14 protein-coding genes are annotated in these 13,516 nt (G+C 29.5%); 3 read left to right on the top strand and 11 right to left on the bottom strand.

Features of this window, described 5'->3' with window-relative positions; all coding sequences use genetic code 11:
* The first annotated feature begins 71 nt into the window (after positions 1-71).
* On the top strand, positions 72-899 hold the full coding sequence (locus JM82_RS09545; protein WP_145002813.1) for a hypothetical protein: 828 nt from the start codon (positions 72-74) through the stop codon (positions 897-899).
* Here the strand turns inward: JM82_RS09545 and JM82_RS09540 are convergent.
* The 10 genes from JM82_RS09540 to JM82_RS09500 all read right to left on the bottom strand — a co-directional run bounded on the left by JM82_RS09540 (position 882) and on the right by JM82_RS09500 (position 9,294).
* A complete protein-coding gene (locus JM82_RS09540; protein ID WP_261375348.1) occupies positions 882-1,133 on the bottom strand; it encodes a hypothetical protein in 252 nt (83 codons plus the stop codon). The two genes, JM82_RS09545 and JM82_RS09540, sit on opposite strands and share 18 nt — an antisense overlap.
* Positions 1,134-1,141: 8 nt before the next feature.
* On the bottom strand, positions 1,142-1,696 hold the full coding sequence (locus tag JM82_RS09535; RefSeq protein ID WP_145002810.1) for a sigma-70 family RNA polymerase sigma factor: 555 nt from the start codon (positions 1,694-1,696) through the stop codon (positions 1,142-1,144).
* Between the two features lie 129 nt (positions 1,697-1,825).
* A complete protein-coding gene (locus JM82_RS16390; RefSeq protein ID WP_186439204.1) occupies positions 1,826-1,981 on the bottom strand; it encodes a hypothetical protein in 156 nt (51 codons plus the stop codon).
* A gap of 16 nt (positions 1,982-1,997) precedes the next feature.
* Entirely contained in the window at positions 1,998-2,426 is a 429-nt protein-coding gene (locus tag JM82_RS09530; RefSeq protein WP_145002807.1) for a hypothetical protein, read from the bottom strand.
* A 336-nt stretch (positions 2,427-2,762) separates the two neighbouring features.
* Complete coding sequence (locus tag JM82_RS09525) at positions 2,763-3,101, bottom strand: hypothetical protein (protein WP_145002804.1); 339 nt, start codon at positions 3,099-3,101, stop codon at positions 2,763-2,765.
* Between the two features lie 55 nt (positions 3,102-3,156).
* Positions 3,157-3,660: a GbsR/MarR family transcriptional regulator gene (locus tag JM82_RS09520; RefSeq protein WP_028283705.1), complete on the bottom strand. Its 504-nt coding sequence runs from the start codon at positions 3,658-3,660 to the stop codon at positions 3,157-3,159.
* 121 nt (positions 3,661-3,781) lie between these two features.
* Complete coding sequence (locus JM82_RS09515) at positions 3,782-5,812, bottom strand: M3 family metallopeptidase (RefSeq protein WP_145002801.1); 2,031 nt, start codon at positions 5,810-5,812, stop codon at positions 3,782-3,784.
* Positions 5,813-6,359: 547 nt separating this feature from the next.
* Positions 6,360-6,842 (bottom strand): 5-(carboxyamino)imidazole ribonucleotide mutase, encoded by a 483-nt coding sequence (purE, locus tag JM82_RS09510; RefSeq protein WP_145002798.1) that lies wholly within the window; start codon positions 6,840-6,842, stop codon positions 6,360-6,362.
* Positions 6,843-6,919: 77 nt separating this feature from the next.
* Positions 6,920-7,552, bottom strand: coding sequence for a response regulator (locus tag JM82_RS09505; RefSeq protein ID WP_145002795.1), 633 nt, complete (start codon positions 7,550-7,552; stop codon positions 6,920-6,922).
* The gene (locus tag JM82_RS09500; protein ID WP_186439203.1) at positions 7,552-9,294 is read right to left on the bottom strand and encodes an ATP-binding protein; all 1,743 of its coding nucleotides are present in this window, start codon (positions 9,292-9,294) and stop codon (positions 7,552-7,554) included. Before JM82_RS09500 ends, JM82_RS09505 begins: the two co-directional genes overlap by 1 nt.
* A gap of 299 nt (positions 9,295-9,593) precedes the next feature.
* On the opposite strand from JM82_RS09500, the gene JM82_RS09495 reads away from it, so the two are divergent.
* The gene (locus JM82_RS09495; protein ID WP_145002789.1) at positions 9,594-10,988 is read left to right on the top strand and encodes a T9SS type A sorting domain-containing protein; all 1,395 of its coding nucleotides are present in this window, start codon (positions 9,594-9,596) and stop codon (positions 10,986-10,988) included.
* A gap of 84 nt (positions 10,989-11,072) precedes the next feature.
* Here the strand turns inward: JM82_RS09495 and JM82_RS09490 are convergent, their stop codons facing one another.
* Complete coding sequence (locus tag JM82_RS09490; protein WP_145002786.1) at positions 11,073-12,227, bottom strand: 5-(carboxyamino)imidazole ribonucleotide synthase; 1,155 nt, start codon at positions 12,225-12,227, stop codon at positions 11,073-11,075.
* A 120-nt stretch (positions 12,228-12,347) separates the two neighbouring features.
* Here JM82_RS09490 and JM82_RS09485 point away from each other — a divergent pair, with 120 nt between their 5' ends.
* The gene (locus JM82_RS09485; RefSeq protein ID WP_145002784.1) at positions 12,348-13,463 is read left to right on the top strand and encodes an adenylate kinase; all 1,116 of its coding nucleotides are present in this window, start codon (positions 12,348-12,350) and stop codon (positions 13,461-13,463) included.
* The last annotated feature ends 53 nt before the right edge of the window (positions 13,464-13,516 follow it).

Genomic DNA, 13,516 nt, shown 5'->3' with positions numbered 1-13,516 from the left:
AAAATTTTGTTAAAAATTGAAAGTTTTCAACTAATCGGCTGCTTTATTAACAGATTAATTATTTTTGTCTAATGAAGGTCCTAAAACAGCTTTTAGATTTTTACATAAATAGTAGCATTCATGTTGCTTTAGCAGTCTATGCGTTAAGTTGGATTACTTTAAAAAAGTTGAACATAAATTATGACGCTACCATCCTTTATTTTAATTTTTTTGCTACTATAACAGGTTATAATTTTGTAAAATATTTTGGTATTGCTAAATGGCACCATCGTAGTTTGGCTAATTGGTTAAAAGTTATACAACTGTTCTCTTTTATATGCTTTAGTTTGATGTTGTATTTTGGGTTGCAATTACAACAAAACACTGTCTTGTTAATTCTAGGTTTTGGTGTTGTTACATTTTTATACGCCATACCTTTTTTACCAAAAAAATGGTATTTAGATACGCAACAAAACTTAAGGGATATTAGTGGTTTAAAGGTGTATGTTATTGCTTTGGTTTGGAGTGGTGTTACGGTAGTCTTACCACTATTAGATAACAATGGAGTATTTAATCAAGATGCTATTATTACAATTTGTCAAAATTTTATTTTGGTTATAGCACTAATGCTGCCTTTTGAAATAAGAGATTTAAGCTATGATAGTTTAAAGTTGGCTACCATACCACAAAAAATAGGCGTAAAACGCACTAAGTTATTAGGTTTTGCTTTTGTTTTAATTTTCTATTTTTCAGAATTTTTTAAGGACAGTATCTCTGTTTTGGGAGTGCTACAGCAAGGTATTGTAAGTGTAAGTTTGTGCTTGTTTATCTATTTTGCTAATCAAAATAGAAACACCTATTATACATCGTTTTGGGTAGAAGCCCTACCTATATTTTGGATGTTACTGATGCTTCTGTAATTCTTTGTCAAAAGAAGATTTAAGTTCTTTTTTTTCGGTTACCGATAATTGGTTTCCTTTTATGCTATTTATTAAATGCGTTAACTTAGTATTGTTTTTAGAGTGCTGTCTGCAAACCGCACACATAAATGTGTGAAATTTAAACTTCACTTTTTCTAAAATAGTAGCTTCGTGATACTGAGCTTTATCGCAGATATGTCCTGATTCCTCACAAGAAATCATAAATTTTTTCATAAACATAATTAAAACCAATTTTTTTCTAAACAACCTGCCATAGCAGTTCTTGCTCTGTGGATTATTACCCAAAGATTAGACGCAGTTATTTCTAATTCATTACAAATTGTTTCGGTTTCATAATTTAAAATGGTTTTCATTTCAAATATTTGAGCTTGTTTTTTTGGTAATTTAGACAGGCAATCATCAATTGCGCTGGCTAATTCAGTATTTTCAATTTGGTCTTCTGCAGTTTTATCAAAAGGATCTGCAACGCGCTCTTCTAACCAATCACCTTCTGTTTCGCTATCAGAATTGTAAGACATTCTAACTTCAGCTTTACCTTTATTAGAATTAGATTTACGGTAATGGTCAATGACTTTTCTTTTTAAAATAGATACTAGCCAAGTACGCTCACTAGCTTCTCCTTTAAAGTTTTTCATACTTTTTAGACCAGCTAGAAAAGTGTCAGAAACTAAGTCTTGCGCTATTGCTCTGTCATTTACACGTGTAATGGTGTAATTAAAGAGGTAGTCGCTGTATAAATCTATCCATTTATTAGGATTAATTGTGTGATCTGACATGTTTAAGATTTCTTTTTCGGGCTAAAAATACTAAAATTACAATTAAGTAATTACGTTTTTTTACATCTAAATAATGGAATAGCTAAAACTTTGATATGTAAACTGGATAGCAAAGGGTTGAAAGAACCGTTATAATAGTTTGTTAGAAGGTGAGGAATAGTCAAAATGAATAATATTAGCTTTACTCCAAAACTCATAGTCTTCTGTTGCTTCGTTATAAAAGTCAACCATTTCTATTCTGTTTTGTTCTGACTGTTCAACTTGCGTTGTGAGTATTGTTTTCATAAGTCCTGCGTTTTAATTAATTACAAATATTTAAAATGAATAACCAAGTATATATAATTGCGAATGTCACAAATAGGGTGTTCATAAAGTAACTTCCAATTTTAAAGATTGTTTTTTTCGGAATGTCATACATAGGATAATAAGCAATTTGTGTTGCTACTTTACCAACCCAATACGCCGCAATTAGTCCTGTTAATGCGATTGCTAAGTGTGTTCCGTTTTTTAAATCTGTAGGTATTAGAATTGCTATTACTCCAAAAGAGAAATTTAAACCTTGGATATAACGCCCATAAGTTTTAGCAATTTCTTGATTTAACGGTTTTAGTTGTTTGACATCATTATACCAATCAAAAACGTTATGACGGATATAAGGATAGATCAGAGCAGTGAATATTTGGCCACAGCCTCCTAAAATTATTAACCAATTTGGAATTTGAATTGTCATGATTTTGAGATATTATAGGTTATATATAAATGGAAACAAGCTAGGAATAAGGACACTATTGCCCACATAAATAAAACACCTAATTCTTCACCTTTTAATTGTTTAAAAAATATAATCAGAAACACTGTTAACACTGTGTAGCTAGTAAAAAGTATTCGGTTTGCTTTAGTTAGCGTTTTAAATTTGTTAATTATAATTAGGCTTATTACTATTTGTATAGTTCCTAAAATAGGCAACGCTATTATTCCGCCCCAAAAGGTTAAACTAAGTAATATGGTTATTAAGACTGACCAATAATTGACTTGATATACGTTTTTCATAATCTTAAAATTAACCTTAGGACTCTTTGGATAGCTGGTAATTAACAAACACCAAGTATAAGCCAATACACATTGGGATTATAAATAGAAAAATAGCGTTGTAATCTTTTAGAGTTAATAGGTTTGCAAACAGAACAAAAGCAATAAGCCAAATAGCTATTTGTATCCAATAGTAACTTAAAAGTTTTTTGTTTGTTTTAGAATATTGGTATGATATAGTTTGTAGATATATTGCTATAATTAATTGTATTACACCTAGAACTAATTGTGCAAGTACGCCATATACTATTTCTACTAAGAATAATAAAAGGACAAATAAATAGGTGATTAGGTTAAATGTGAATATATTTCTCATGATTATTGATTTTATAAAACTTTCAGAAATTATTGAAAGTTAATTGTAAATTTTTTTATTTAAATAGTTTAAGTAAAGATTTAGTAATCCAATTTTGTTTTTGATTTACTAATTTATTTATCATCACGTCCATAGTTTCTGTTAACTCGTGAAGTGCTTTTGTCTGTTTGATTAATTCTTTAGTTTTTGCAGTGCCATCATCTTTAATACTTGAAACTTCATCTAAAACTTTGACTACAGGTTTAATTTCTCTTCTGCTACGTTCCACAGCAACAATCCTAGCTAATTCTTGTACATCTTTTTCAGTAGTAAAAAACTCTTTACGTTCACCAGCCACTAATGTTTTGGTTACAATTCCCCAATCCATTAATTGTCTTAAATTCATGCTAGTATTTCCTCTAGAGATTTTAAGATCTTCCATAATCTCTTCCATGGATAATGGTTTAGTAGAAATAAAAAGAAGCGCTTGTATTTGCGCCATAGCTTTGTTTATTCCCCAAAGTGAACCTAAACTTCCCCAAGTACTAATAAATTTATCTTTTGCTTCTTGATATTCCATGTTACAAATATATTAATAATTTTTAAACTTTCAGTAATTATTGAAAGTTTATTTTTTTAAACAAAAAAAGCCATTCTTAAACGTAGTCAAGAATGGCAGATTTTAAATTATTATAACTAAATTACTTTATTAGTCCTGCGCGTTTTAATAGTGCCTCAGGTTTAGGTTCTTGACCTCTAAAACGTTTGTATAATACCATTGGATTATCTGTACCACCTTGAGATAATACATTGTCTTTAAATTTTGTTGCTACTTCTTTATTAAATATACCTTTTTCTTTAAAGTAGTCAAACGCATCTGCATCTAAGACTTCTGCCCATTTGTAGCTATAATATCCAGAGGAATAACCACCTTGAAAAATATGCGCAAAAGCAGTACTCATACAATTCTGTTTAACATCAGGATACAGGTTTGTGTCTTTAAAGGTTTTGTTTTCATGTTGTTTAACATTAGTAATGTCTGTTGGGTTTATACCATGCCAACTCATGTCTAATAAACCAAAACTTAGTTGTCTAAGGGTTTGCATTCCTTCTTGAAATGTGGCACTTTCTTTAATTTTTTGGACTAAATCCATTGGAATGATTTCTCCAGTTTGGTAATGTTTAGCAAATAATTCTAAAGCTTCTTTCTCATAACACCAGTTTTCTAAAACTTGACTAGGTAGCTCTACAAAATCCCAAAACACACTTGTACCAGATAAACTTGGGTAAGTTGTGTTGGCTAACATACCATGTAATCCATGACCAAACTCGTGAAATAATGTAGTAACTTCATTAAACGTTAGTAATGACGGTTTGCTTTTAGTTGGTTTTGTAAAGTTGCATACGTTAGATATTTGTGGTCTTTGGTTTATGCCATCTTTAATAAATTGTGGTTTGAAGGATGTCATCCATGCACCATTTCTTTTTCCTGCTCTAGGGAAAAAATCAGCATAAAATATGGAAACTAATTGATTGTTTTCATCTAAAACTTCATAGGTCATAACATCTTCATGGTACTTATCTATTGTGTCAATTTTTTTAAACTGAAGTCCAAATAATTTATTTGCAACTTGAAAGGCACCATCAATAACATTTTCTAATTTAAAGTAAGGTTTAAGTTGCTCATCATCTAAATTAAATAGTTTTTGTTTTAATTTTTCAGAATAGTACGCGGAATCCCATTTTTCTAATCGATCTAAGTTATCAAGTTCTTTTGCAAAATCTTCTAATTCTGCAAACTCACGCAAAGCAGCAGGTTTTGCTTTAACTAATAAGTCTTCTAAAAAGGTATTTACTTTTTCCGGAGTTTGAGCCATGCGTTCTTCTAAAACAAAATGTGCATGTGTGTCATAACCTAATAAATTAGCACGTTCAAAACGCAGTCTAGCAATGTCTAAAACGTTTTGTTGGTTATCTAATTTGTCATTATTAAATCCTTTGGCTCCAAAAGCTAACGCTAATTTTTTACGTAATGCTCTATTATCTGCATACGTCATAAATGGTATATAACTTGGGTAATCTAAAGTTATTAAATAACCCGCTTTGTTTTTAGACTCTGCTAATTGTTTTGCAGCTTCAATTGCACCTTCTGGTAATCCTGATAAATCAGCTTCATTGGTGATTAGCATTTCGAAAGCATTGGTTTCTGCTAAAATGTTTTCTCCAAACTTTAATTTTAAACTAGCTAATTGTTTGTCAATAGCTCTTAGTTTTTGCTTTTTATCTTCAGGAAGATTTGCTCCATTTCTAGAAAAGCTTTTATATTTTTTATCCAATAATGTAGTCTGTTCTATATTTAAATCAAGACTATCTTTATTGTCGTAAACGTGTTTTACTTTTTTAAATAACGCTTCGTTTAATGTTATATCATTCCCAAACTCGGTTAAAATAGGAGAGATGTCTTGTGCTATTTTTTGAAGGTCATCATTAGTCTCTGCGGAGTTAAGATTAAAAAATATACTGGTTACACGATCTAGTTGTTGTCCAGAAAACTCTAAAGCTTCGATTGTGTTTTTAAAAGTAGGAGCGTCAGTAGTTTTTATAATCGTCTCTATCTCTAACTTAGTATCCTCAATTAGTTTTAAAATGGCAGGTTTAAAGTCCTTATTTTTTATAGATTGAAAAGGTGGAGTGTTAAATTTTGTGCTAAAATTGTTTAAAAGTGTATTCATTATAACGTTATAGTAAAATTTTTGATGTTAAAATTAATATTTTTATTGCATATTAATTATTTAAATGATTATTTTTGCAAATGATTTTTTCCCGTGAGTTGGTTACTCACATAAAAATTATTGATTAATAGCGATAAAAAGCCTCAGACATGTCTGAGGCTTTTTTTTTATATCTTGTTATTTAACGATTTATTAAGACTCTTTAACTAATATTCTAAAATAATACAAAATGTTGGTTGCTTTTGTAAGAAAACATACTTTTTTGCAACTGTTTTTTGGATATGAGTATACATTCTCATAAATAGAAAATAATAGCGATGGAAGCCTCAGACTTATGTTTGGGGCTTTTTTTTTATTATAAACTATTGTTAAACCGATAAAAGTGTTGTTTGTCGAAACCTCTAATTTTATTGGCTGTTAATTGTACATATAGAGGCTTAAGTTGCAACTTTGACATAAGTTTTTTTGATGTGAGAATATATGTCCACATATAGAAAGATTAATAGCGATTGAAAACCCCAACCTAGTTGGGGTTTTCTGTTTTTAACTATTTAATATCTTTTGAAGCTTGCTCTACTTTTACTTTTAAAGCTTCTTTGTAAGCTATAATTTTATCCAATACTGATGCATCAGATGCACCTATAATTTGTGCAGCTAATATTCCTGCGTTTTTTGCTCCATTTAATGCAACAGTAGCAACAGGAACACCTCCTGGCATTTGTAGTATGGATAATACCGAGTCCCATCCATCTATAGAATTACTACTTTTTACTGGCACTCCAATAATTGGTAATGGACTTAAAGAGGCTACCATACCTGGTAAATGTGCTGCACCACCTGCACCAGCAATAATGACGCTAATGCCTCTTTTATGAGCGTTTTTACTAAAATCAAATAGTTTTTCTGGTGTACGATGTGCTGATACAATATCAACTTCTATGTCTATTTTAAATTCTTTTAATATATCAATAGCGTCTTGCATGACTGGCATATCACTATTGCTTCCCATTATTACTGCTACTTTGCTCATAAATTGTTTTGTTTCAAAATTTAGTTGTTTTGCAAAAATACGTTTAATAATATTTTATTAAAGTAGCTAATGTTTATTTAAGGTAAAATAATTCCGTTTTTTATTCCAAATTTAATTAAATGGCTTACATTTTTAGTTCCAGTTAAAGCAAATAATTGTTGCTTGTGTGTTTTTAATGTTGCGATACTTATATTAAGTTTTTTAGCTATTAATTCTTCGTTTAATGAAGCAGATGTGTAAAGTTCTTGTAAAATATTAATTTTAGTATCTGTAAGTTTAACTGAAGCAATAGATGTTTTTTTATAGTAAACTTTTTGTGTGTTATTATTGTCTTCATGCTTTACAATTTTTATTAGCTCTAAATCAAAGTTGTGCAATGTTTCGTCTTTACTTTTAAAGTTAAAAACACCATTTGATGCAGCCAGCTTTTTTGTGTAATTATTGACTAGAGTTGTAAGAATTATAATTTTAAAAACATTTAATTTAGATTTTAATTGATCAATTATTAATAATGAATTTTCACCTTTAAAGTTAATATCTAAAATTAGTATGTCAAAGTAAAACGAACTACAGTTGTTTGCTAAATCGTCCAATTGATAGAACATCTTAATAATTTTTAATTTTGGATTTTTCTCTAAGCTTTCTTTTAGTGCTTGCGCAAAAAACTTATTATCATCTGCTATAATAATTTTGATTTGGTCTGTATCCATTATATAGGTATTTCTATTTGTATTTGTGTTCCTGTTTTTTTATCCGAAATTATAGATAAGTTTCCGTTTAATAATTCTGTTCTAGAAGTTACATTCTTTAAACCATATCCATATCCATTTTTATTTGTTTCAAGACCTTTTCCATTATCTGAGACAGATAGTAATATATTAGACTTAATTTTAATTAAGTTAACTTTAATATTTGTTGCATTGGCATGCTTAATTGCATTAGTGACAAGTTCTGAGATGATATTGTACATGTGATAGCACTTGTCTTGCGGTATTACATGGTCCTTAATTTCAAAATTTAATTCTATTTTTAATGGAGTAAGCTTATCTAGTTTAAGACAAAATTCTTCTAAATTTTCATTAAAATTTTCAGTATTCACTTCAGGTGTGTAAAGTGAATTTAAAAGTTGACGATATTCTGTATAAAAGGCGTCTAGAATGATTTTAGTTTTGTCTGTCGTAGATTTATTTTGGTTTGAAAAGGTTAATTTAAGTGCTTCTAAATAACCTCCAAAACTATCGTGAACATTTGCTAGTAATCTATTTTTTTCATCAGTTTTAAGTTTTAATAAATTTTCTTGGAAGTTGTTTTTTAATATTAAGTTTTCTTTTTTCAGTGTTGTAGCTCTGTGTTTCTCTTTTATAATTTCAGTGATTATAAAATAACTTATCGCTATTATTTCAATAGCAACTGCTATGTATTGTAAATTATCAAATATTAAGGCTTGATTAATGGTTATGTTAACTCTTGGATTATAGAAAAAATTAATTTGAACAAGAAAAAGTGGCATCGAAAAAGCTAATCCTAAATATTTTGGAATTTTACCTTTTATGGCTAAAACAATATGGAATATAATTAGTAGTAAAGTTTGTAATCTTAAGAAAGGGATTATTGTAAATTTTAAGTTTTCAAAATATGCAGTATAATATTCAAAAGTAAATAAGCCTAAACATAATATGTTTGATGCAATACAAATTTTGAAACATAATTTAATAATCTTGTTAATTCTATACTTTCCATAAAAACTATTAATAAATAATAGTAAGCAAACTATGCTTAAGCATTGTGCTATTGTCCTAAAGTTAGTAATTAAGAATTTGCTTTCTGACCAAAAAATCATTGGGCCATATCCTTTGTAGGCCAGAAAATCTACGATATTAAAAAATATGAAGAAGCCATACCAAAAATAATGGGTTGTACTTTCTTTTTGAAAGAAAATTAGGTTTAGTATAATAAGGACAATTAAAAATGTAACTAAAACAGTAGTTGCAATAGTATCTTTTTGAACAAATTTTAAAAACTGGTTTTCGGTTTGATAAAGTAATTTGATGGAGCTCAAGGATCTACTGTTATTAAATCTTATAAAAATTTTATTATTTTTATTTGGTAAAATTGTCCATGTAGGCAACCTAAAATAGGTGTGTAAAAAACCAAAATTTTTAAATCTATTTACTTGGTGTATTCTTTTTAAAGAATTGTTTTTTAGATAAAAAACTTCTACTGCTTGGTAATAATGATTCCATAAAGTTAGGTAGCGTTTCTCGTTTATTTGTTCTCGTAAATCGCAGTAAATCCAATAGTTAATATTGTTCTTAAAATTGTGATAAATATCGTTTCCTAACGGAGTCTTGAAATGACCACTGTTATAATGGTTAACTATGTTTGTTGCATCTTCATTACTATATATGCTATCCAATAGGTAAATATTTTCATGGATTTTAAATGAGTCCATGGTCGTTGTTTGACTATGACAAAAGGAGATGTTTAATTGAAGAAAAAAAAGTAAGGTTAAGTATTTCATTAGCGCAATTTACCATCACAATATAAATAAAAAACCAAACTTTAGTATGGTTAAATGTCTTCAAGACACTTGTAATTTTGTTCTTGTTAGGTAACCAACCGCTTTATTTTATAAATAATGAGGTATTATTCTTCATGCGTAATTAATGAAGATTTGCTATTAATCTTAAAGCCCATAGTCTAGAAATAGAATACTGGGCTTTATAAGAAACATTTAAAAAAACAACAGCTATGAAATTAAAAATTACTTTTATTATACTTTTATATACAAGTTTAACTTTTAGCCAGTCCACGACACTAATACCTGATTCTAATTTTGAGCAATCATTGATAAATTTAGGTATAGACTCTAATGGATTAACTGGTGATATTTTAAACAGTGATGCCGAGTCTATTACTTTTCTTAGTTTGTTGAACGTTGATATTTCAGATTTAACAGGTATTAATAGTTTTACTAATCTTATATATTTAAATATTAGTAATAATTCTTTAGGTAGTATAGATATTTCTAATTTATCGAATTTAGAGACGCTTAGTGCCCAATATTGCAGTTTGTCAGGAGCTTTAGATTTAACTGGGAATACTAATTTAAAGCAATTATATGCAGATTTTAACCAAATAACTTCAGTAAGTTTTGCTAGCAGTAATGTAATAGAGAATATCAATTTAGATAGTTCTAACTTAGCAACTATAGATGTTAGTGATTTTAATAATTTACAAGCATTAGATGTTGGTTCTAATCCAAATTTATCTAATGTGAATGTAACACAAAACCCTAATTTGTATTTACTTTCGTTAGAAAACACACAGGTGATTAGTGTAGATTTGACGCAAAATCCCTTGTTGGAGTATTATTATCATAGTGGCGTTGCTTTATCTGGTTTAAATCTTTCAGCCAATACATTGCTTAAAGAATTAAATCTGTTTTATTGTAGTTTGTCTAGTTTAGATTTAAGTAATAATACTCTTTTAGAAAGATTGTGGATGGGAGCTAATAGAATATCTAGTATGGATTATTCTAATTTACCCAATCTTAAACTGCTGAATGTTTTTGATCCTTATCCAGGTTTTAAGTTTACGTCTATAGATTTATCAAATAATCTAGATTTAGAAACTTTAGTATTATCGTATAATAATATTGAAAATTTAGATTTAAGTAACCATGATAAACTGCTGGAGGTTTATATGTATAGTAATAATCTGTCAACCTTAAATATTAAAAATGGAGCCAATGGGATTTTACAAAGCTTAAGTACATCGTTAAATCCTAATTTAAATTGCATCGAGGTGGACGATGTAACACAAGCAGAAGCTAACGTTACTAATGGGACTTGGTACAAGGATGCATCAACAAATTATAGTACTGATTGCGTTTCACTTAGTTTGGAAGATCAAGATTTGCTATTAGATGTAAAACTCTCTCCAAATCCGGTTTTAAATGAGTTAAATATTTCTTTAATCAACAATATAAAAAGTGTCCAAGTCTCTAACATTATTGGGAAAACCATTTATAAAATTAATCAATCTGTTGAAAAAATAGATATGAGTTTTTATAAACCTGGATTATACTTGATAACTATTGAAACAGAAAAAGGAACAATTACAAAAAAAATAATAAAACAATAATAATCTATTAATCCATTAAACCTAAAAACCCTTTACATGATTTGTAAAGGGTTTTTGTAAATTATTTATGGGTTATATTTTCCTTTAATTACTTATCACTTCAATACTATTTTTAACCTTTTCAGCAATTTGACGTGCTGTATTTAAGTCTTCATCTACAATGGTAACATGACCCATTTTTCTAAATGGTCGTGTTTCTTTTTTACCATAAATATGAGGTGTCACACCATCCATAGCCATTATAGATTCTATGTTTTTGTAGTGTACTTGACCTGTATGGCCTTCAGCACCAACAAGATTAACCATAACACTTGCCACTTTATTCTCAGTTTTACCTAAAGGTAATCCTAAAATAGCACGAATATGTTGCTCAAATTGTGAGGTATAACTCCCTTCAATCGTTTGGTGACCAGAATTGTGTGGTCTTGGTGCAACTTCGTTAATTAGTATTTTATCATCTTCAGTCTGAAATAACTCAACAGCTAATAAACCAACGTGATTAAAAGCTTCAGATGTTTTTAATGCAATATCTTGCGCTTTTTTAGCAACTTCTGGGCTTATTCTTGCAGGACAAATAACATATTCTACTTGGTTAGCTTCTGGATGAAACTCCATTTCTACCACAGGATAGGTTTTCATTTCGCCATTAGCACTTCTAGCAACAATTACAGCTAATTCGTTTTTAAACGGAATTAATTGTTCTGCTATGCATTCGCCTTTAGGCAAATCTTTTAAATCCGCAATGGATCTTACTATTTTCACACCATTACCATCATAACCAAATTGTGCAGCTTTCCATACAAATGGTAAGTTTAAACCACCATTATCAATAGCATCTTCAATATCAGACACATAAGCAAACCTACTAAAAGGTGCAGTTGGTAAATTATGATCTTGATAAAATAATTTTTGAGTCGCTTTATTTTGTATGCGTCTTAATGTTTTTGACGATGGGTAAACCGTAACACCTTCATTCTCTAATTTTTCAAGTGCAGCGACATTTACATTTTCAATCTCGATGGTTAAGACGTTAACCTGTTTGCCAAAATTATAAACAGTATCAAAATCCATCAAGTCACCTTTAGTAAACTCATTACAAGCCATACGACTTGGTGCCTCATTACTATTATCTAAAATACAAGTGTAAATATCAAATTTTCTAGTATTATAAAGTAGCATTTTGCCTAATTGGCCACCACCTAAAATACCTAATTTAAAGTCTGAAGAAAAATAATTCATTGGTCATAAATCGTGTTAGCCACAAAAATACATTTTAAAACCAAAAGAGGACCTAAAAATCGAATTCAAATATCTGTTAAGCAGTCACAAATGCGTATATTTGCGCTTTAAATTTATAAAATGCAAACTATTACGCTTCACGACAAACAGTTTAAGCCATTTATTTCTGAACAAGAATTGGATGATGCTGTAACAAGAATGGCTAATCAAGTCGCTCACGATTTAGGAGACGAAGTCCCAGTATTTGTTGGGATTTTAAATGGATCGTTTATGATTGTAAGTGATTTTGTGAAAAAATATCCAAAACCATGTGAGGTAACTTTTATTAAATTAGCCTCTTATGAAGGTGTAAAATCTACAGAGGATATACAACGCTTAATTGGTTTAACACAAGATTTAACAGGACGTACTGTAGTTATCCTAGAAGATATTATTGATACAGGAAACACGTTAGAAGAAGTACACCGCATTTTTAAATCCGAAAACGTAAAACAATTGTTAATCGCAACACTGTTTTACAAACCGGAAGCTTATAAAAAAGACTTTAAATTACACTATGTTGGTATAGAGATTCCTAATAAATTTATAGTAGGCTATGGTCTAGATTATGATGGGTTAGGTCGCGATTTACCAGCAGTATACCAACTAAAAACAACACAACACATGACTAATTTAGTGCTATTTGGACCTCCAGGTGCAGGAAAAGGAACGCAAGCTAATTTTTTAAAAGAAAAATATGATCTAGTACACATATCTACAGGAGATGTATTTAGATATAATATCAAAAACGAAACTGCTTTAGGTACGCTAGCTAAGTCTTACATGGACAAAGGACATTTAGTACCAGATCAAGTAACTATTGACATGTTAGAGGCAGAGGTGGAGCGTAACGCTGGAGCTAAAGGATTTATTTTTGATGGTTTTCCAAGAAACGAAACGCAAGCGATAGCATTAGATAAAATTATGTCAGATAAAGACTCTGAAGTTAGCGCAATGGTAGCTTTAGAAGTAGAGGATGAGGTGTTAGTACAACGTTTGTTAGAACGTGGTAAAACTAGTGGAAGAAAAGACGACTCTGACGAGGCTATTATTAGAAACAGAATTAAAGTTTATTATAACGAAACTGCAATTTTAAAAGACTACTACGCAGCACAAAATAAATATTTTGGAGTAGATGGTATTGGTGGTATAGAAGATATTACCAAACGCTTAAACACTGTAATTGACAAATTGTAATACAAACAAACGTGTTTGAGTTAATAAGTATTAGTGAAAACTTTTAACTATTA

Origin of the sequence: Olleya sp. Hel_I_94, assembly GCF_007827365.1 — a bacterium.
Taxonomy (GTDB): domain Bacteria; phylum Bacteroidota; class Bacteroidia; order Flavobacteriales; family Flavobacteriaceae; genus Olleya.
The sequence above is the reverse complement of the archived record's forward strand: the minus strand, read 5'-3'. Positions and strand labels throughout refer to the sequence as shown.